The 19742-nt window shown below is 40.1% G+C and carries 20 protein-coding genes, 1 tRNA gene, 1 rRNA gene and 1 other RNA gene; 2 read left to right on the plus strand and 21 right to left on the minus strand.

Annotated features, from left to right (window positions below):
• Position 1: 1 nt before the first annotated feature.
• From QM810_RS06000 to QM810_RS06025, 6 genes are all read right to left on the minus strand, one after another.
• Complete coding sequence (locus QM810_RS06000) at positions 2-3727, minus strand: phosphoribosylformylglycinamidine synthase (RefSeq protein ID WP_414254188.1); 3726 nt, start codon at positions 3725-3727, stop codon at positions 2-4.
• 63 nt (positions 3728-3790) lie between these two features.
• Entirely contained in the window at positions 3791-4498 is a 708-nt protein-coding gene (gene purC / locus QM810_RS06005) for a phosphoribosylaminoimidazolesuccinocarboxamide synthase (protein WP_414254189.1), read from the minus strand.
• Between the two features lie 199 nt (positions 4499-4697).
• Positions 4698-4934, minus strand: coding sequence for an acyl carrier protein (locus QM810_RS06010; RefSeq protein ID WP_414254190.1), 237 nt, complete (start codon positions 4932-4934; stop codon positions 4698-4700).
• A gap of 10 nt (positions 4935-4944) precedes the next feature.
• Entirely contained in the window at positions 4945-5937 is a 993-nt protein-coding gene (gene plsX / locus QM810_RS06015; protein WP_414254191.1) for a phosphate acyltransferase PlsX, read from the minus strand.
• Positions 5934-6704: a DNA repair protein RecO gene (recO, locus tag QM810_RS06020; protein WP_414254192.1), complete on the minus strand. Its 771-nt coding sequence runs from the start codon at positions 6702-6704 to the stop codon at positions 5934-5936. Before recO ends, plsX begins: the two co-directional genes overlap by 4 nt.
• Positions 6701-7870 carry a pyridoxal phosphate-dependent aminotransferase gene (locus QM810_RS06025; protein WP_414254193.1) on the minus strand — a complete coding sequence of 390 codons (1170 nt, stop codon included), beginning with the start codon at positions 7868-7870 and terminating at the stop codon, positions 6701-6703. The genes recO and QM810_RS06025 overlap by 4 nt, the downstream gene beginning before the upstream one ends.
• 154 nt (positions 7871-8024) lie before the next feature.
• On the opposite strand from QM810_RS06025, the gene QM810_RS06030 reads away from it, so the two are divergent.
• Complete coding sequence (locus tag QM810_RS06030) at positions 8025-9035, plus strand: YeiH family protein (RefSeq protein ID WP_414254194.1); 1011 nt, start codon at positions 8025-8027, stop codon at positions 9033-9035.
• A 28-nt stretch (positions 9036-9063) separates the two neighbouring features.
• Here the strand turns inward: QM810_RS06030 and QM810_RS06035 are convergent, their stop codons facing one another.
• The 11 genes from QM810_RS06035 to tadA form a co-directional block, all read right to left on the minus strand.
• Positions 9064-9501, minus strand: coding sequence for a CoA-binding protein (locus QM810_RS06035; RefSeq protein WP_414254195.1), 438 nt, complete (start codon positions 9499-9501; stop codon positions 9064-9066).
• Between the two features lie 116 nt (positions 9502-9617).
• The gene (locus QM810_RS06040; protein ID WP_414254196.1) at positions 9618-10586 is read right to left on the minus strand and encodes a ribose-phosphate diphosphokinase; all 969 of its coding nucleotides are present in this window, start codon (positions 10584-10586) and stop codon (positions 9618-9620) included.
• Positions 10587-10801: 215 nt separating this feature from the next.
• On the minus strand, positions 10802-11296 hold the full coding sequence (locus tag QM810_RS06045; protein ID WP_004250355.1) for a beta-class carbonic anhydrase: 495 nt from the start codon (positions 11294-11296) through the stop codon (positions 10802-10804).
• Positions 11297-11458: 162 nt separating this feature from the next.
• Complete coding sequence (locus tag QM810_RS06050) at positions 11459-12154, minus strand: TIGR00266 family protein (RefSeq protein WP_414254197.1); 696 nt, start codon at positions 12152-12154, stop codon at positions 11459-11461.
• A 70-nt stretch (positions 12155-12224) separates the two neighbouring features.
• Positions 12225-13589 carry a DNA repair protein RadA gene (radA, locus tag QM810_RS06055; RefSeq protein WP_080555149.1) on the minus strand — a complete coding sequence of 455 codons (1365 nt, stop codon included), beginning with the start codon at positions 13587-13589 and terminating at the stop codon, positions 12225-12227.
• Between the two features lie 40 nt (positions 13590-13629).
• Positions 13630-14121, minus strand: a complete 492-nt coding sequence (locus QM810_RS06060; protein ID WP_414254198.1) for a hypothetical protein — start codon at positions 14119-14121, stop codon at positions 13630-13632.
• A gap of 15 nt (positions 14122-14136) precedes the next feature.
• Positions 14137-14676, minus strand: coding sequence for a histidine phosphatase family protein (locus QM810_RS06065; RefSeq protein WP_414254199.1), 540 nt, complete (start codon positions 14674-14676; stop codon positions 14137-14139).
• A gap of 18 nt (positions 14677-14694) precedes the next feature.
• Positions 14695-15150, minus strand: a complete 456-nt coding sequence (locus QM810_RS06070; protein ID WP_048716617.1) for an isochorismatase family protein — start codon at positions 15148-15150, stop codon at positions 14695-14697.
• Between the two features lie 9 nt (positions 15151-15159).
• Positions 15160-15603 (minus strand): dUTP diphosphatase, encoded by a 444-nt coding sequence (locus QM810_RS06075; protein WP_414254200.1) that lies wholly within the window; start codon positions 15601-15603, stop codon positions 15160-15162.
• 54 nt (positions 15604-15657) lie between these two features.
• An RNA gene (gene ffs / locus QM810_RS06080) (signal recognition particle sRNA small type) lies at positions 15658-15755 on the minus strand.
• 32 nt (positions 15756-15787) lie between these two features.
• Positions 15788-16255 carry a tRNA adenosine(34) deaminase TadA gene (tadA, locus tag QM810_RS06085; RefSeq protein WP_414254201.1) on the minus strand — a complete coding sequence of 156 codons (468 nt, stop codon included), beginning with the start codon at positions 16253-16255 and terminating at the stop codon, positions 15788-15790.
• 301 nt (positions 16256-16556) lie between these two features.
• Between tadA and QM810_RS06090 the strand changes: the two genes are divergently transcribed.
• Positions 16557-17096 carry a hypothetical protein gene (locus QM810_RS06090; protein ID WP_414254202.1) on the plus strand — a complete coding sequence of 180 codons (540 nt, stop codon included), beginning with the start codon at positions 16557-16559 and terminating at the stop codon, positions 17094-17096.
• A 478-nt stretch (positions 17097-17574) separates the two neighbouring features.
• On the opposite strand, the gene QM810_RS06095 is transcribed toward QM810_RS06090, so the two are convergent.
• From QM810_RS06095 to rrf, 4 genes are all read right to left on the minus strand, one after another.
• On the minus strand, positions 17575-18861 hold the full coding sequence (locus tag QM810_RS06095) for an adenylosuccinate synthase (RefSeq protein ID WP_178894388.1): 1287 nt from the start codon (positions 18859-18861) through the stop codon (positions 17575-17577).
• A 241-nt stretch (positions 18862-19102) separates the two neighbouring features.
• Positions 19103-19339, minus strand: a complete 237-nt coding sequence (gene comW, locus QM810_RS06100; protein WP_414254203.1) for a sigma(X)-activator ComW — start codon at positions 19337-19339, stop codon at positions 19103-19105.
• Between the two features lie 198 nt (positions 19340-19537).
• Positions 19538-19611: transfer RNA gene (locus QM810_RS06105), tRNA-Asn, on the minus strand.
• 5 nt (positions 19612-19616) lie between these two features.
• Positions 19617-19732: ribosomal RNA gene (rrf, locus tag QM810_RS06110) — 5S ribosomal RNA — on the minus strand.
• Between the last annotated feature and the right edge of the window lie 10 nt (positions 19733-19742).

Genomic DNA, 19742 nt, shown 5'->3' on the forward strand with positions numbered 1-19742 from the left:
TTTATTTTCCAGTAAAGTATTTAACTGCTGATGCAAAGAGGTGCTGGTCTTTATTTCCTGGAATATTTTGGAAAAGACCGTCTTCGAAACGTTCTGAGTGACCCATCTTACCAATAATTTGACCGTTCTTACTTGTGATACCTTCGATCGCATTAACAGAACCATTTGGATTGTATTTAGAATCCATGCTTGGTTTACCATCAAAGTCAACGTATTGGGTAAAGATTTGACCATTGTCACGAAGCTCTGCAAATTCCTCAGCTGTCACGACAAACTTACCTTCACCGTGTGATACTGGGATAGCATGGATGTCACCAACTTCTACTCCCGCAAGCCATGGTGAGTTCGTATTGGCAATACGTGTTTCCACCATCTTAGCCACGTGTTGGTTAGCATCATTGTAGAAGAGGGTTGGACTCGTGCTACTTGCATCTTCAAAGTTACCATATGGAAGAAGACCAGATTTAACAAGGGCTTGGAATCCGTTACAGATACCGATAATCAAACCACCACCTTCGATGAAACTATCAATGGCTGCACGTACTTTTTCATTGAGCAAGATATTCACGATAAATTTAGCTGATCCATCTGGTTCATCTGCTGCTGAGAAACCACCTGCAAAGAAGATAATGTTAGCTTTTTCGATATTGTCAACCATGGTGTCAACAGACTTGACAATAGCCTCTTCGTTCAGTGTTACAAATGGTACCAAGTTGACTTTTGCACCTTCTTTTTCAAAAGCCTTAGCTGAATCGTACTCAGAGTTAGTACCTGGGAATACTGGGATGTAAACCACTGGAGTCTCAACTGTTTCTTTAGCTTTGATCACAGCATCTGATGCCACTGCAGGTACTTCTTCCAACTCAGTTGCTTGTGCAAATTCCGTTGGGTAAACCTCTTCTAATTTACCTTGGAAGGCACTGTCAAGTTTGTGTCCATCAAGCCTTACACCATTGACAGTAAGTGTAAAGTCAGCTACTGTTTGTCCGATCTTGGCAACACCTGCAATTTCTTCAGGCGATGTGAAGACGAATCCACCCAATTGAGCTGTCAAGCTAGTGTCAAAGTCATCTAATTCGACGTTAGCACCGATATGGTTACCAAATGTTGCAAGGGCAAGAGCTTCAACCACACCACCATATTTGACCGCTGATGCAGACGTAACTTTATGGTCAGCTTGGATGGCTTCAAACTTAGCAAAGTTAGACTTGATAAGATCAAAGTCAATTTCTTGTGCCAAAGCTTGACCAGGAATGTAGTAAATATTTTCACCAGAAGCTTTGAATTCTGGAGAAAGAACCTTACAGCTATCTGCAGTTGTTACCCCAAAAGCAACCAAGGTTGGTGGTACTGTCAATTCTTCAAAGGTACCAGACATCGAGTCTTTACCACCGATAGATGGCAAACCAAGTTGAATCTGAGCTTCGATAGAACCTAGGAGAGCAGCTACTGGTTGACCAAAGCGCTCCGCTTGTTTATCCATACGCTCGAAGTATTCTTGATAAGAGAAACGAGCCTTAGACCAGTTGGCACCAGCAGCAACCAAACGAGCTGTTGCTTCGATTACTGCATAGGCAGCGCCATGATATGGAGACCATTCTGCTACATAAGGGTTGAATCCTTGCGCCATAACAGAAGCAGTTGTTGTCACGCCATGTTGGACTGGCAATTTCTGTACAGAAGCTTCCGTTGGTGTGATTTGGTAGCGACCACCGAGTGGATGATTGACTGTTGAACGACCAACTGAACTATCAAAGATGGTTTGTAAACCTTTTTGACTGGCATGGTTAAGGTCAGCCAAGACTTCAAGAGTATCAGCTTCAAGGGTTTCAGCAGATGTTTGACGTTCTTCTGGAAGCTTGACATCCTTGTCAACCACCTTAGCATCTACAACCACACGTACACCGTTTGTATCAAGGAAACGACGTTCCAAATCAACGATGGTTTCACCATTCCAGTGCATGACAAGATTTGGTTTTTCAGTCACTGTCGCAACAACAACAGCATCAATATTTTCTTTGTTACATGCTGCAACGAAGGCATCTACATCTTCTGGACGAACCACTACGGCCATACGTTCTTGAGATTCAGAGATGGCAATTTCTGTACCGTTCAAACCTTGGTATTTCAATGGCACTTTGTCTAGATCAATTTCAAGACCATCAGCCAATTCACCGATAGCCACACAGACACCACCAGCACCAAAGTCATTTGATTTCTTAATCAGACGTGTTACTTCCCCATTACGGAAAAGACGTTGAATCTTACGTTCTTCGATGGCATTCCCTTTTTGAACCTCAGCACCAGCTGTTTCAACAGATTCAACCGTTTGAACTTTAGATGAACCTGTCGCACCACCGACACCATCACGTCCAGTTTTACCACCGAGCAAGATAATCACATCACCTGCTTCAGGTTTTTCACGGACCACATTTTCCTTAGGAGCCGCACCGACAACTGCACCTAGCTCCATACGTTTTGCAACGAAACCTGGGTGGAAGTATTCGCGAACATAAGTTGTTGCAAGACCAATTTGGTTACCGTATGAAGAATAACCGTGAGCCGCTGTTTTAGAAATCACTTGTTGTGGCAATTTACCAGCGCGAGTTTCTGAAATCGGAGCTGTAATATCACCAGCACCTGAGATACGCATAGCTTGGTAAACGTAGGAACGCCCTGACAATGGGTCACGAATGGCACCACCGATACAAGTAGCCGCTCCACCAAATGGTTCAATTTCCGTTGGGTGGTTGTGAGTTTCGTTCTTGAACATGAGAAGCCATGGTTCTTTCACACCATTGACATCCACTTCAATTTCAACTGAGCAGGCATTGATTTCATCAGACACTTCCATGTCATCCAAACGACCATTAGCACGCTCATAACGGCCAAAAATAGTGGCCATATCCATCAAGGTTTGAGGTTTTTCTGTACGTCCCAACTCATCACGCATGGCAATATACTTGTCATAAGTCGCCTGCAATTGTTTTTCAAATTTAGATGCTGAGAAGTCGATGTTTTTCAACTCAGTTTCGAAAGTGGTGTGACGACAATGGTCAGACCAGTAAGTATCCAAGACCTTCAACTCAGTCTCAGTTGGCACCCGCCCAATAGACTTGAAGTAATCTTGAATGAAGAGAAGGTCATCCACTTCCATGGCCAATCCTTGCTCAGCCTTATACTGTGCAAAATCTTCTGCCGTATAAGTTTCAAAGAAATCCAAAGTCGGAATAGTTTTGTCGGACTCAGAGAAATCCTGTTTCGCAATACCAACAGTGATATCTTTAAAACGAGAATCCACTGGGTTCAAGAGATAGTTTTTAACAGCTCCCAACTCATTCGCATCAATATCCTTGTTAACCAAGTACAATTGTGCTGTATTCACTGTTACATCATTTGAACTACCAAGCAAAAGCAAAGCTTCTTGTGAAGATGCCGCACGTTGGTCAAATTGACCAGGCAAACTTTCAATAGCAAAGAAAGCATACTTCTCGAGATCAGCATGAACCGTAGCCTCGTCCAAAACAGTATCAGTCACTTGCTCAGAGAAAATATGTTTCTCCGCACGCGCAAACAAGTCCTCTGCCAAACCAAAGACATCGTAAACTTGAACAATACGAAGATCCTTCAAGGTTTTCAACTGAAGATTATGCTGTAATTCTTTTACTAAAGAGTCCGATTTCACACGAAAATCAGCTTTTTTCTCAACGAAAATACGTTTATCCATTTTATTTCCTTTATTTCTATTCAAACATGCTCTTGAAGACGAAGGTTTTCCGTTTCAAACAAGTTACTTCAATCCTTGCAATTTTTCTAAAACGACCTTGTAAACATCTGTCAAGCTACCAAGATCACGACGGAAGACATCCTTGTCCATATGGTGCCCTTCAGCATCCCAAAGGCGGCAGTTGTCTGGTGAAAATTCATCTGCCAAGATAATCTTGCCATCCTTATCAAAACCAAATTCCAATTTGAAGTCAATCAAACGAAGACCAATTTGTGCAAACCAATCTTTCAACAATTCATTGATACGACGTGTTTCTTCCTTGATATAAGCAATTTGCTCATCATTGGCAATATCCAAGAACTTCACATGCTCATCATTGATAAATGGATCATCCAACTCATCATTTTTGTAGTAAAATTCAACGATTGGAGTTTTCAAGTCCAAACCTTCTTCAACACCGAAACGTTTTGAGAAAGAACCCGCAGTCACGTTACGAAGCACAACCTCCAAAGGAATGATGGTAACTTTCTTGTTAAGTTGTTCGGTATCAGAGATACGTTCGATAAAGTGAGTAGCCACACCCGCAGCATTCAATTTTTCAAAAATAAGAGACGAAATCTGATTATTGAGCACACCTTTGCCTTCGATGGTCTCTTTACGAGCACCATTCAGCATGGTAGCCTGGTCCTTATAAACGGACCTAATCACATGTTCGTCTTCTGTAGTATAGATATCTTTAGCTTTTCCCGTATAAATAAGTTTAATGGACATTTTATTATTCGCCTTTCGTATTACTTGGCCTCATTCTAACACAAAAACAAGCAGAAATCAAATGTTTTACGAACGTAAACGTATTCTTCGTTCTAAAACGTTTAGAAAAAAATCAAATCAGACTATTTAGATAACCAGACCATAATCATTCAAACTCCACACAATCAAAAAAGCAACATGCCTAGCATGTTGCTTTTTCTTATGTTCTATTTTTAATAATTGCTAATACATCTGAGACGCTGTTGAGGTTGTCGATTTCTTCATCACTAATTTCGATTCCAAATTCGTCCTCAATTGTTAGGATAAATTCCATCAAATCCACAGAGTCAGCATCCAGATCATCCTTCAAACTCAAGTTTTCAGTAACGACAAAGTCTTCTCCTTGACGCTCTTGAATGATGGTTACGATACGGTCAAAAATTTGTTGATCTGTCATATTGTTCTCCTTATTCCTCTGAAAATTCACGCGCAGCTTGGGCAACTACATCTGTCTCAAGCATGGTACGAATCTGGCGTATTGTGCTATAGACAGCCTTGGCATCACTTGAGCCATGAGTCTTAACTACTGGTGCCTTAACACCAAACAGAACCGCACCTCCAACATCTGAATAGTTGAGCTGTTTTTTCAAACCTCTGAGGTTATCCTTAAGAAGGAAAGCCCCTAGCTTGGCTCTAAGACCGCCACCTACAATAGCATTTTTAAGCAAGCCCATGATACCCATAGCAGTCCCTTCAATAGCTTTGAGCACAGCGTTTCCCGTGAACCCATCGGTTACGACTACATCTGCAACACCATCCATCAAATCACGCGCTTCCACATTTCCGACGAAATTCAGACTCTCGTCAGCAGCTAATAGGTCATAGGCTTCCTTGCGGAGTGGATCTCCCTTGCTACTCTCTGTCCCGTTATTAAGCAAACCTACACGAGGTTTTTCAATACCACGAACATTTCTAGCATAGAAGGAGCCTAGGACTGCATATTGATGAAGGTGATGGGCGGTATTTTCTGCATTAGCACCAAGGTCAAGCATATCAAAGCCTTTTCCATCTATAGTTGGCAATGTTGACATCAATCCAGGTCGATCAATATTTTTGATACGACCAACGATGAAGAATCCCGCTGCCAACAAGGCACCTGTATTTCCTGCAGAAAGAACTGCATCTGCCTCTCCATCTTTAACAGCCTTAGCAGCCAAGACCATACTAGCATTTTTCTTTTTGCGGATAGCTTTTGTAGGCTCGTCGTCAGAGTCAATTTTCTCATCTGTATGGATAATGCTGACACGTTCTGTAGCTGTTAGATATTGCTTGATTTTACTTTCGTCTCCGTAAAGTTGAATCTCAATATCTGAAAAGTCAGCTAGGGCTTGGTTAACACCTTCAACGATGGCTTGAGGTGCGTAATCACCACCCATTGCATCTACTGCGATTTTTTTCATTTGTTTTCCTCTTTCAGTAGTTGTCCCCAATCTGCTAGGGAATCAATAAATTTCTTTGATTTTAGGTGAATTCCAACATACTCTTCGTAAATCTGGTCCATAAACTTACGCAATTCTTGCTTGATTTCGGCCTTAAGTGAGATAGTCTCCAAAGTCTCAAAATCAATGGCTTGAAATTGATTGAGCAGATAAGGAATATTGGGATTTAAGTGACATCGTTTCTCATCTTCATGGTAATGATCGGGACAAAGACAACCCCCGTATTTAAAGGAGAAGTCAAAGGCTTGCCCCACACGATGACAAAAGGTACACTCATTAAAGTTGAGACTGATTCCAAAACGTGTCAATATTTGAATTTCAAAAATATTGGTCAAAACTTGATAATCCAGACCCTCTTCCATCAGCTCTAAAGTCTTTTGCAAAAAAGCAAATAGGGGAGCATCTTCTTGATTATCCTGCAAACTCGCATCTGCCAAGGCCGCAACGTAGGTCGCATAAGCCATAACAAAGAGGTCACTATTGATTTTCGGAAAAGTCTTCACCTCATGATAATCTTCTATATAACTAAGTCCATCGTCATTGACTTTTAGGAGAAAATGGGCCAAGACTAAAGGCTGAATAACCGGAGCTAGTTTGGATTGACCAGCATGCTTCACAAAAAACATGCGCTTGCCTGCCTGTTCTGTAAAGATTTTAACAAGCTTATCATCCTCTCGAAAGTTTCGGTTGTAAAGTACTAAACCCTGACTCGTAATCGATTGAATCATGCTTCTCTCATGTACTCCTCAAGTCGTTTCATAGCTTCTCTGATGGTTTCCATGCTAGCTGCATAAGATAGGCGAACATAGCCCTCTCCATACTGACCAAAGGCAGCACCAGGGATAAAGGCAACAGCCTTCTTCTGGGCAAAATCCTTCAGAAAAGCAAAGGAGTCTTGATCATAGCCTGCTGGAATCTTAGCAAAGATATAAAAAGCCCCATCTGGTTTGATAATCTCAAAACCAAGATTAGTCATTTTCTCGATAATGTAGTCCCGACGTTGGATATATTCCTTCTTCATGGGTTCTGCATCGTTCTTACCATCTGTCAAAGCTTCTACCGCAGCATGTTGAGCCATAGTATTCGCAGCAGTAACCAAATACTGATGACTCTTTATGAGTTGAGCTGTGAAGTTTGCTGGTGCAAAGATAAAACCTAAACGCCAACCTGTCATGGCATGGGATTTAGAAAGACCGTTAATGATAATTGCCTGATCTCTTAACATAGTTCCCAAAGACACATGATTTTCCCCTGTATAGGTCAATTCTGAGTAGACTTCATCACAGACTACGAAAATCTCATACTTACGTAAAACAGCTGCCAAGGCTTCCAATTGTTCGCGACTATAGGTAATCCCTGTCGGATTAGCTGGATAGTTGAGAATGACTGCCTTGAGTTCGTCACCTTGCTCTAAAATCGCTTTTTCTAGCATTTCAGGAGTCAAGACAAAACCATTTTCAGTCGTATCAATCTCGACAATCTCTGCACCCACTAGATTGACTATTGGCTCGTAACCTGGATAGGCAGGAGCTGGCAAAAGAACCTTGTCTCCTTTCTCCAAAATAGCTGTCAGAGTAGCTGAAAGAGCCTCTGTCGCACCAATTGTGACCAATATTTCATTCTCTGGATTGTAGTCTAGCTGATATTTCTCTTTTACAAATTCACTCGCCGCCTGACGCAATGTCAACAAACCACTCATCCCTGTATAGTAGGATTGATCTTGGTCAATGGCTCGCTTTGCAGCTTCCTTGACATGATCTGGCGTTGTAAAATCTGGTTCTCCCAAGGTCAATCGCAGGACACCAGGAATCTCTGAAATAGCCTGGTCAAATTGACGAATCAAGGAAACTTGTATCTTATCTAATTGTTTATTAAATCGTTTGGTTAAGTCCATATATATCCTCCTTGATCAAAGAACATATATCTATTATACTACAAAAGCTCTCTGACCGCAAAATTCCGTTTATTTGCAACCTTATTCCCACTTTCTATTTTACTTTTCTGACAGACAAGATTATAATAAGAAGTGCTTATTTTCGGAGGTTTTTATGTCATTTCTATCAAAAAATTGGGCAGGACTGTTAGCCTGTCTGATCATCTCAATCATCTCTTGGGTTTTAGGAGGCTTTCTGCCTGTTGTGGGAGCACCTGTTTTCGCCATTTTTATCGGAATGATTCTCCACCCCTTTCTCACGCCCTATAAACAACTGGATGCCGGTTTAACTTATAGCTCAAAAAAACTGCTTCAGTATGCTGTTATCTTGCTTGGGTTTGGACTCAATATCTCTCAAGTTTTCGCAGTAGGAAAATCCTCACTTCCTGTCATCCTATCTACTATTTCTATAGCCTTGATTGTTGCCTATCTCTTCCAGCGCTTTTTTGACCTAGATACAAAGCTAGCTACCTTGATTGGAGTTGGATCTTCTATCTGTGGCGGTTCTGCCATTGCAGCGACTGCTCCTGTTATTCACGCCAAGGAAAAAGAAGTGGCCCAAGCCATTTCTGTTATCTTCTTCTTCAATGTCTTGGCAGCTCTTATCTTCCCAACTCTAGGTTCTTGGCTCCATCTTTCTAACGAAGGTTTTGCTCTCTTTGCGGGTACTGCGGTCAACGATACTTCCTCTGTGACAGCTACTGCTAGTGCCTGGGATAGTCTTTACCATACCAACACTCTTGAATCTGCCACTATTGTCAAACTGACACGCACCCTAGCTATTATCCCTATTACTCTCTTCCTCTCCTATTGGCAAAGCCGTCAACAAGGCAACAACCAAGGAGTGAAGCTTAAAAAAATCTTCCCCGTTTTCATTCTCTACTTCATCCTAGCTTCTCTGCTAACCACCGTCCTTACTTCTTTTGGTGTCAGCAATAACTTCTTTGCTCCTCTCAAGCAACTCTCCAAATTTCTCATCATCATGGCTATGAGTGCTATTGGTCTCAAAACCAATCTCATTGCTATGATCAAATCCAGTGGAAAATCCATTCTTCTTGGAGCCCTTTGCTGGATTGCCATCATCCTGACTAGTCTTGGTATGCAAGCCTTCATTGGTATTTTCTAAGAAAAAAGGTAGCCTAAAGGCTACCTTTTTATTGTTCAAGAATTAAACGTGTATGTTCTCTCTTAATACAACGGTTCATCACGATGTCATCGCATCCCCCAGCACGCAAGATTTCTTCTGCTTCCAAACTTTCAAGTCCTAGTTGTGCCCAGAAAATCTTGGCATCCGCCTTGAGAAAGTCTCGTGCTACATCAGGTAAAAATTCACTGCGACGATATACATTAACGATATCTACAGGGAAAGGAATTTCAGCTAGACTAGCATAAGCCTTTTCTCCCAAAATCTCGTCACCTGCAGCTTTAGGGTTAACTGGAATGATTTTATAGCCACGAGCCTGCATTTCTTTAGTCACTCGATTGCTAGTTGTTTCCTCACGATCGGATAAGCCTACTACAGCTAGAGTTTTACTGGTTGCTAGATACTGACGGACCACACCATCACTTGGATTAATAAATTCTTGAGTCATAAAACCCTCCTTTTCATCAGTATAGCATATTTTGAAAAGGCTTGCAGTTTTTGGCTACAAAAAATTTCCTAGCAAGAGAAAATTAGGCTAGGAAATTCGTTTATTCAAGTGGAAGTTTAGATTTTTTTCTCGATACTAAATAATGGAGAAAGAGGACGTTTTTCATGGATACGTACAATCGCATCTCCTAGGAGATGAGCGATAGAAATTTGTTCAATCTTATCAATCAAACGTTCTTCTGGAAGATAGATAGTATCCAAAACAACTAATGTTTTAATCGCTGATTTCTGGATGTTGTCCATAGCTGGCCCTGAAAGAACTGGGTGCGTACAGCTTGCGTAAACTTCAACAGCTCCTGCCTCAGCAAGGGCATCTGCTGCGTGACAAATAGTTCCAGCTGTATCAATCATATCGTCAATCAAGATACAAGTTTTACCTTCAACCTTACCAATGATATTCATCACTTCGCTAGTATTCATCTTGTCTACGCTACGGCGTTTATCGATAATGGCAATTGGAGTTTTCAAGAACTCTGCTAATTTACGAGCACGAGTGACACCACCGTGGTCTGGACTGACAACGACATAGTCAGAACCAACCATACCACGACGCTCAAAATAGTCCGCAATCAAAGGAGCACCCATCAAGTGATCAACAGGAATATCAAAGAATCCTTGAATCTGCGCAGCGTGCAAATCAATTGTCAACAAACGATCTACTCCAGCTACTTCAAGCATATTTGCAACGAGTTTTGCAGTGATTGGTTCACGCGCTCTAGCTTTTCTATCCTGACGTGCATAACCATAGTAAGGCATCACAACGTTGACAGATTCTGCACTAGCACGTTTCAAAGCATCAACCATAATCAAAATCTCTAGTAGATTGTCATTTACAGGTGAGCTAGTTGATTGTAAGATAAAGACATGTTTCCCACGGATAGATTCTTCAATATTAACTTGGATTTCTCCATCTGAAAATTGACGAACAGTCGATTTTCCCAATTCTATCCCAATTTCTTGCGCCACACGCTCTGCCAATTCTCTATTTGAAGAAAGGGCAAACAGCTTTAAATCAGAAAAAGACATGATTTCCTCCAGTATTTATGTATCACTTGTATTTTTTCACAACATTTTCCATCTACCATTGTAGCGCTTTTTTCTTGATTTTTCAATAAAAAATAAGACAAGTGTAGACTTTTATACCCTTATCTTATACTATTTTATATTAGTGATATTAAAGGTAAAACTTGTCAACCTTCTCATCCTACTTCATGCTACTCCAGAAGCTTTTCAATAGAAAGTTAGTATATCTCTCTCATACTACCTGTATCTACATCATAAACAGCTCCTGAAATTATGACATCATCTGGAATTAATGGACATTCTCGCAACAACTTCATATCCTCTCGGACACTCTCATCGATGTCTTGAAACGGTAAAAAGTCCTGCCCAGATACATCAACTCCCAATTCACATTTTAGGTGCTCTTGAAAATCCTCGTTATTGAAGGTTTGAGCCCCGCAGTCTGTATGATGAAGAACCACAATTTCTCTTGTCCCCATTTGTTGTTGGGAAATTACAAGTGAACGAATCATATCCTCTGTCACTCGACCACCCGCATTCCGTAAAATATGGGCATCTCCCAGAGCTAACCCCAGAGCAGGTGCAACGTGTAGACGCGAATCCATACAAGTTACGATTGCAACCTTGGTCTTGGGTTTAATGGATAAATGCAAATCTCCGTGTAGTTCTACATAAGCTTGATTGGCTTTTAAAAAATTTTCAAAATAGGACATGACAACTCACTTTCTAGTCTGCCAGATAATTTGAACACCAAATTATTTATCCCCTATCATACCATCTTTTCTTTGTCTTGTCAGCTGTCAACTTTCATATAAAAAAACTGGGACAGATACATCCAGCGTCTAGCTTGGGTTTCTGTCCTAGTTTTTTTATTATTATGAACCTTTTTGGATATACTTGTTAAGTGAGCCTGCAAAGCTTTGAAGATTGAGACTTTGTACATAGACCTCACCGCTACCTCGGAAGGTATTCACCACTCCTTCGCCTGTACCAATAGACTGCCAGAAACCATTTTCTAGGTGAATATCATAGTCCAAAGACTGGCTCCAAGCCACCACATGAGCATTATCAATCGTTACTTCTTGGTTTTGTAGTTCAATTTTTTTAATCGAACCAAAAGCATTGGCCAAAAGAGTTCCTTGACCTTGAGTAGTCATCACAAAGAGACCGCCTTGCCCTCCGAACAGAGCTTTCCCAATAGACTGGCGCTCCATTGTATAGAAAGCTGTACCATCAAGAGCTAGAAAGGCTCCATCATTCAATCGATATTGCTTTTCACCTATCTCAAGAGCAATCACTTGACCAGGAGTATCTGGTGCTAAAGCAAGATTCCCGTTGTCAGACTCAGCAACAGCTTGAGTGATAAAGGTACTTTCACCAGAAACCATTGAACGCCCTACAGCTTTGACAAAGCGCCCCAAGCCAGAACCGCTAGCATTGAGCTGGGTATTGAGACTTACATTAGGCGTATGGTAGACCATGCTTCCACGCTGGATAAAGACTGTTTCTCCTTGGTTGAGCGACAACTCTACCAAAGGAAACTGCATGTGACTGTCCATAGAAAATTTCATCAGAAATTCCTCCTTGTTTTAATAATTGTTAGCAATAAAATAATTAGTCATCTAAAACTGACCATAACTATTAAGAGAACACCTTTTTCAAGACTTCCTGAATAGTCGTCACCCCAATCACCTGAATTTCCTTAGGTGGCTTGATTCCAGTTAAAGAATTCTTTGGTACATAGATTTTTGTAAATCCAAGCTTAGCAGCTTCGTTGATTCGTTGTTCGATACGATTCACACGCCGAATCTCTCCAGTCAAGCCCAACTCTCCCACAAAACATTCCTGAGGGTTGGTTGGTTTATCCTTGTAACTCGAAGCAATAGCAACTGCAACTGCCAAGTCAATGGCAGGCTCATCTAACTTGACACCACCAGCTGATTTGAGATAGGCATCCTGATTTTGCAAGAGAAGCCCTGCACGTTTTTCCAAAACAGCCATAATCAGACTAGCACGATTGAAATCAAGCCCTGTTGTCGTGCGCTTGGCATTCCCAAACATAGTCGGTGTAACCAAGGCCTGAACTTCAGCAAGAATAGGCCGCGTCCCTTCCATAGTCACAACGATGGACGAACCAGTCGCTCCATCCAAGCGTTCTTCCAAAAACACTTCACTAGGATTAAGAACTTCAACCAATCCACCTGACTGCATCTCAAAGATTCCAATCTCATTTGTCGAACCAAAACGGTTTTTGACTGCTCTCAAGATACGGAAGGTATGGTGGCGTTCCCCTTCAAAGTAAAGCACGGTATCCACCATATGCTCCAGCATACGAGGACCAGCCAAGGTTCCTTCCTTGGTTACATGACCAACGATAAAGATGGCAATGTTATTAGTCTTGGCCAGCTGCATGAGTTCAGCTGTCACCTCACGTACTTGGGAAACCGAGCCTTGTACCCCTGAAATTTCAGGAGACATAATGGTCTGAATCGAATCGATGATAAGGAAATCCGGCTGGATACGTTCGACTTCTGCACGAACGCTCTGCATATTGGTCTCAGCATAGAGATAAAACTCACTGTCGATATCACCCAAGCGCTCTGCACGGAGTTTAATCTGTTGAGCAGACTCCTCCCCACTAACATAGAGAACTGTTCCTACTTGAGACAACTGGGTTGATACTTGTAAGAGAAGGGTTGATTTTCCAATACCTGGATCCCCACCGATGAGGACGAGACTTCCTGGCACCACACCGCCACCAAGCACTCGGTTAAACTCCTCCATCTCAGTCTTAGTTCGATTGACATTAATAGAAGTTACTTCAGCCAATTTCATAGGCTTGGTTTTCTCACCTGTCAAGGAGACACGCGCATTTTTGACTTCTGCGACCTCAACTTCTTCTACAAAAGAAGACCAGGCTCCACAGTTTGGACAGCGTCCTAAATACTTAGGTGAATTATATTCACAATTTTGACACACAAATGTCGCTTTTTTCTTTGCTATAATTCTAATCCTCTCATTTTAAAATCTCTTATTAATTTTTATATTAATGACTATTTCTTTTCAAAACAGTAAGCCCGCCATCATCAGCATGGATATAATACTGACCATCAGGGCTAAATCCAAAAATATAGGGTAAATAACCTTTATAGATTTGACTTCTATCTTCCTTATCTTTTTCCCAATAAATGGTTAAAATTGGATATTCTTCAGATTGGTCTTTATCCATTGTCACTCTGATGTCTTTGCCATTATCCAGAGGGAGACTTCCACCATATTGACCAGCGATAGGGATAGGAGAATCATAGCCCTCACACATGGCTACTAACTCTACCTCATCGTAATCTCCGTCTATCGGTGTTACTTGCCCATTTTCGCTATCAATGATTGAGATGTAGTCTGAGGAAATACAGAGAATTTTATGATAGGCATCAGGGAGAAATGCTAGGTAAAGAAATCCTCCAATACTGATCTCATACACCTTCTTATACCCTTGACAATTCTCTGCGGTAAAAGCTTGAAAATCCTTATAGCTCATTCATTGCGCTTCTTTCTATATCTCTATCTCACACTCGATCACTTGGCAAAAATCAATCTTCTCGTCTGGTACAAATTGGCGCATGAGCATTCCGTGAGTTACAATGATAATAGTTTTATAATTTTTATATTTTTCCAAAGCTCTTAAAAAACGATGACGCATCTCTAGATCAGTTTCATAGCGATAAGGAGAATCTTCAGATAAACCTCCTTGATGTTTTAGATAATATTCATGAGCTACCAATACACTAGTTAAATCAGAGTTAGTGCCATCTATGTCTGGACGCCACTCATGAAAAAACGGCTCCACAATCAAGTCCAATCCTGTTTCAACTGCTATATAATGTGCTGTTTCTAAGGCCCTCGTCACAGACGATGAAATAATAATCTCTGCCTTTCCAAAACATGCAGTTTTAGCAACTTCTTTTGCTAGACTGAGACCTTTTCCTGTCAATGGTGCTAAATCACGACCAAAACCACTATAGAGTTGCGGATTTTCAAGTTTATCAAGCATACTATAATCTGGCTCCCCATGACGGACAAAGATAATCTTCATATTAAGATCCCCATAAAACTATCCAATCTTGATTCCGCAATCTTGCCACTGCTTCAGTGTTTTAGAGAATTTCTTCTGGTTGGCAACTCCGACAGCAGACAAATCGACAGAAACCTGATAATTCTCCTTAACAGCTGCCAAAATGGAAGCCTTGACACATCCATTGCCATCTACCCCTATAAACTCTATGCTTTTAGCACCGTTTCCCTCTAAAAAATCTTTTAAATCTGGATTAGTAAAGCAAGAAGCCCGACGCTTCTCAAAAATACGAGAAGATACAACCAGCAGGCCGGTCGCAAATTTCTTCTTTCTATCTTTTCTCTCCCAGAAAAAACGATTGAGAATATAGATAACTCGGTCGCTAGGATAGGTAGCAATTTTGTCATTTACAGCTGCAGTCAGTTCTTCATGATATGCTTTTCCTACAGCAACATAATCTGACTGCATGTCTACAACTAATAAATAGTCTGCCATTTTATTCCTCTATTTCCCTGTTGACCCAAATCCACCAGTCCGCACGCCGTCTGCCTCATCCCCATCTGCAATTAAGAAAGGAGCAAAGACAGCCTGAACTATACGTTCGCCAACTTCAAGGACGACTTCCTGATCGGTAATGTTTTTCATCTGAGCAAAAATATGGCCTTCATTTCCTGGATTGCCATAGTAGTCTCCATCAATGACTCCCACAGAGTTGATTAAAACTAGGCCTTTTTTGCGAGGGTTAGAGGAACGGTCATAAAGATAGAGCACTTCAGTCGGTTGCATATAGGCCTTAACACCCGTTGGGACGAGAACAATCTCTCCTGGAGCAATCACAGTACGTTCTGCAACCTTTAAATCATAACCAGCTGCGTGAGCTGTCTCACGCTTGGGCAATAAACTTTCATCTGTAAAACTAGAAACTAATTCAAAACCACGAATTTTCATATTTTCCCTCTTTTTAAATCTTATATTCTAGGCTATTTTATCTTATTTATTCGAAAAAAGCACGAAAAAAGAGCACACAATCCACATCGCTTAGGGCTGCTGGATTCCTCCCCTGACCCGCTTCACGCAGAACTGTTGCTCCACTAGTTATTATACCACATTCCCTTCTGTTTTTAAAGAGAAATTATTTTTTCCGTCGATTTCGGAAAAAGTCTTGCATAATCTCTGCGCACTCATTCTCTAAAACACCTGTTTCAACGTCCACACGGTGATTGAGCCTCTCATCTGTCAAAATATCGTACAAGCTCCCAGCGGCGCCAAATTTCTGGTTTTTAGCCCCGTAGACCACGTTTGGAATCCGTGCGAGACCAATTGCTCCACTACACATAACACAAGGCTCAATGGTCACAAAAAGCGTACAATCCAGCAAGCGCCAACTCTCTTCGCTCAGATTAGCATCCTCTATAGCCATAATTTCTGCATGCATGACTGCTCGTTGCAATTCCTCGCGCGCATTATGGCCTCTCCCGATGATTTTTCCGTCCTTGACAATCACACAACCAATCGGGATTTCATCATGTTCTAAAGCAATCTCTGCCTCTTTTAAGGCCTCTCTCATAAAAGCTTCTTTTTCTTCAAGCGTGTAATTCATCTCTTCTCTCTTCCTAGCTATCAATTCTATCATTATAGCATGTTTTCCTAGACAAAAAAAGAGCTCTATAATATTTGCAGAAACCAACTTTAGATAGTATTCAATCTCTGGTTTGTAGAAATAATGTTATAAAAAGAGTATAATGGTAGCAAAATTTAGAGAAACACTAGGAATCATGAACTGAGAGTAATGGATACAAGTGATACAGAATGTCCAGATCTGTCGGAAGATTTTTAACTATAAGTCTCCAAGAGATGATTATCCTGAGATTTAAATAATAAACAAGATGAAAGGGTAACTAATGCAATTAGAATTTTTACAGGATGAACCAAAACTTACCTTGATGTTTCCATATAAAGATACATTTAATAGAGTAGGGGGACCATCCATGATATCTATATCTGTTATGATTCTCTGGATTCTGAAGCGTCTGATGACTTACAATACTGATTTTGCAGACAAAATTGTTATGGCGGTAGCGCTGATTTATGCTCCCCTCCTTATATGGTTTATGGGGTATTATCTCTTCATAAATGGAGTAAAAATAGAAATTTATAAAAACAATATTGTTCAGTATTATACCTATAGCAGTAGAGGCCACAGCCTATTACATTATCAATTTGGACTTCAAGATATCGAACAAATAACCATTAAAAAGCGTCCTTTTAATTGCGTAAAGTTAAGCATAAAAATTAGAAATCCTATTTTTTTAGAAGGACATGAAAAAAAACTAAATAAGCTAGTCAGTGTCAGTATCATCACAGACAAACTAAAAGCAGATGCTTTTATGCACGAAATGAAGCAATTTCAAAGTGATAAATCAGATAATCAAGTAAGCTGATTCAGAAAAAATTCAAGTTTGTCTAACTTACAAATTCTCAAGAAAATAGTTCACTGAAGAGGCTGGAATCAGAAATTCCAACCTCATTTTTTCTTAGTTATGCGCCTTTGATGTGATGGCAAATTGAACGATTTGTTGGTATTTGAGAATTCAAAAAGTTTTTTTACCAAAACTTCTTTTCTCAATTCACAACTTTAACCAATTTACCCAAATGTTGAAACCTCACAGATCTGGGTGTACCAAATCGAGAGTTGGTCTAAAGATTTCTGTCCCACTGTTTTTTTCTTTGTCTTAAAAGTAAAGAAGCCACCTAAATATGACTTAAAAGCTGACAAAAAAGCCACCGAATGCGGTGACTTTATAGGGAGATTATTATGAAAAAGAAAAGTTTAGGAAATTTGTTACAACAAGTTAGGAGGTCTTCTTGTAACTGTCTATAGTATATCCGACCTGTCTTAAACAAATCTTAAAAAATCTCCTATGACCAAACACTTTCTAAAATATTTGTTTGTTCACGACCAGGACCTACTGAGAATGTTGAAATACGCACACCCACCAATTCGCTAACACGACGTACATAGTTACGTGCATTCTCAGGAAGATCTTCCAAAGTACGTACTCCAGTAATATCTTCATGCCAACCTGGCAATTCTTCATAGATTGGCTTGCAACGTTTCAATTGTTCGAGACTAGCTGGGTAGTAATCAATACGTTGACCATCAAGATCATAAGCTACACAGATTTTTACTGTATCCAAGCCACTCAAAACATCGATAGAGTTCAAAGAGAGATTTGTGATACCAGAAACACGACGGCTATGACGCATAACAACTGAGTCAAACCAGCCCACACGACGTGGACGACCAGTAGTTGTTCCATACTCATGACCTACTTCACGAATGCGTTCTCCCACTTCATCAAACAACTCAGTTGGGAAAGGACCATCTCCTACACGACTTGTATAGGCCTTACAAACACCTACAACCTTGTCAATCTTGCTTGGACCTACTCCAGAACCAATTGTCACACCACCAGCCACAGGGTTTGATGAAGTAACAAATGGATAAGTACCTTGGTCAATATCTAACATGACGCCTTGAGCTCCTTCAAAGAGAACACGTTTGCCATTATCAAGTGCATCATTCAAGATAACAGAAGTATCTGTTACATATTGCTTGATTTGTTGACCATATTCATAATATTCTTCAAAAATATCATCAAATGAAATAGGTTCGCTATCATACAATTTTACAAATTGACGATTTTTCTCAGCAAGATTGCGTTCTAAACGTTCACGGAAAATCTCTTTATCCAAAAGATCTGCGATACGGATTCCAACACGAGCTGCCTTGTCCATATAGGCTGGACCAATTCCCTTAATTGTAGTACCAATCTTATTATCACCCTTAGCTTCTTCTTGCAAGCGATCTAACTCGATATGATAAGGCAAAATAACGTGCGCACGATCAGAAATACGTAAATTATCTGTTGTAACACCTTCCTCATGAAGATAAGACAATTCTTTCACAAGAGATTTAGGGTTTACAACCATTCCGTTTCCAATTACAGAGATTTTCTCTGGGAAGAAAATTCCAGAAGGAATCAAGTGTAACTTAAATTTTTTTCCATCAATAACAATCGTGTGACCTGCATTGTCACCACCTTGGTAACGAGCAATCACTTCCGCATTAGCTGATAGAAAATCTGTAATTTTTCCTTTACCTTCATCACCCCATTGGGTACCTACAACAACAACTGAAGTCATAATAAATTTTCGTCTGAGCCTAAGGGCTCGTCCTTTCTCATATACATGGTGGGAATCTCACCCACAATTATATCTTACAATTCATTATAAGAAAAAAATACTATTTAATCAAGGATAAACACTAGAAAAGATTAGGGTTTTCCATTAATTCTAAATTAAAATTTTAACAATATCTAGTATTTTCTATATATTTTTTATTGTTTGTAAAATAACGTTCGTAATAAATAAAAATTGAATACATTTAATAACAAAAATATAGATTATTTCCAAGTAAATGATTAAGATAAAGACGATAAGCTGCCCGAAAGTGACAGAAAATAAAGTCTTTCTCATCCTTTATTCTGAAACGAACTAAATAATAAAGTAAGAATTTTAAATGAAACGATTCCCAATCATCATTAGACTGAAAAAGTAACGCATATTCCCCTTCAATCTGTTTGAGAAAAATAAAACAATAATCATAATACTTTTGAAGCATATAAAAAACCTTTCTTATTGATAAAACTAGTCTATCAGAAAGGCTAATTAAAAAGGTAATTAATCCTGTATAATAAAAATTTCAAGCTAAACGAACTTCAAATAAACGAAAGAAGTAAGAATAGATGAAAAAAAGGTAAAAAAAAATTCAATAAGTATATTGAAAAAACAAAAAAACGTTCCTTAGAACGTTTAAGAACTCCGCCAGTAGGACTCGAACCTACGACATCATGATTAACAGTCATGCGCTACTACCAACTGAGCTATGGCGGATAAAAGCTAAGCGACTTCCATATCTCACAGGGGGCAACCCCCAACTACTTCCGGCGTTCTAGGGCTTAACTTCTGTGTTCGGCATGGGTACAGGTGTATCTCCTAGGCTATCGTCACTTAACTCTGAGTAA

Origin of the sequence: Streptococcus infantis (genome assembly GCF_047464155.1) — a bacterium.
Taxonomy (GTDB): domain Bacteria; phylum Bacillota; class Bacilli; order Lactobacillales; family Streptococcaceae; genus Streptococcus; species Streptococcus infantis_U.

Coding starts and splice junctions, on each gene's coding strand:
- QM810_RS06000 (WP_414254188.1), bottom strand. CDS start 3,727: ATGGATAAACGTATTTTCGTTGAGAAAAAAGCTGATTTTCGTGTGAAA.
- purC (WP_414254189.1), bottom strand. CDS start 4,498: ATGTCCATTAAACTTATTTATACGGGAAAAGCTAAAGATATCTATACT.
- QM810_RS06010 (WP_414254190.1), bottom strand. CDS start 4,934: ATGACAGATCAACAAATTTTTGACCGTATCGTAACCATCATTCAAGAG.
- plsX (WP_414254191.1), bottom strand. CDS start 5,937: ATGAAAAAAATCGCAGTAGATGCAATGGGTGGTGATTACGCACCTCAA.
- recO (WP_414254192.1), bottom strand. CDS start 6,704: ATGATTCAATCGATTACGAGTCAGGGTTTAGTACTTTACAACCGAAAC.
- QM810_RS06025 (WP_414254193.1), bottom strand. CDS start 7,870: ATGGACTTAACCAAACGATTTAATAAACAATTAGATAAGATACAAGTT.
- QM810_RS06030 (WP_414254194.1), top strand. CDS start 8,025: ATGTCATTTCTATCAAAAAATTGGGCAGGACTGTTAGCCTGTCTGATC.
- QM810_RS06035 (WP_414254195.1), bottom strand. CDS start 9,501: ATGACTCAAGAATTTATTAATCCAAGTGATGGTGTGGTCCGTCAGTAT.
- QM810_RS06040 (WP_414254196.1), bottom strand. CDS start 10,586: ATGTCTTTTTCTGATTTAAAGCTGTTTGCCCTTTCTTCAAATAGAGAA.
- QM810_RS06045 (WP_004250355.1), bottom strand. CDS start 11,296: ATGTCCTATTTTGAAAATTTTTTAAAAGCCAATCAAGCTTATGTAGAA.
- QM810_RS06050 (WP_414254197.1), bottom strand. CDS start 12,154: ATGAAATTTTCTATGGACAGTCACATGCAGTTTCCTTTGGTAGAGTTG.
- QM810_RS06060 (WP_414254198.1), bottom strand. CDS start 14,121: ATGAGCTATAAGGATTTTCAAGCTTTTACCGCAGAGAATTGTCAAGGG.
- QM810_RS06065 (WP_414254199.1), bottom strand. CDS start 14,676: ATGAAGATTATCTTTGTCCGTCATGGGGAGCCAGATTATAGTATGCTT.
- QM810_RS06070 (WP_048716617.1), bottom strand. CDS start 15,150: ATGGCAGACTATTTATTAGTTGTAGACATGCAGTCAGATTATGTTGCT.
- QM810_RS06075 (WP_414254200.1), bottom strand. CDS start 15,603: ATGAAAATTCGTGGTTTTGAATTAGTTTCTAGTTTTACAGATGAAAGT.
- tadA (WP_414254201.1), bottom strand. CDS start 16,255: ATGAATTACACGCTTGAAGAAAAAGAAGCTTTTATGAGAGAGGCCTTA.
- QM810_RS06090 (WP_414254202.1), top strand. CDS start 16,557: ATGCAATTAGAATTTTTACAGGATGAACCAAAACTTACCTTGATGTTT.
- QM810_RS06095 (WP_178894388.1), bottom strand. CDS start 18,861: ATGACTTCAGTTGTTGTTGTAGGTACCCAATGGGGTGATGAAGGTAAA.
- comW (WP_414254203.1), bottom strand. CDS start 19,339: ATGCTTCAAAAGTATTATGATTATTGTTTTATTTTTCTCAAACAGATT.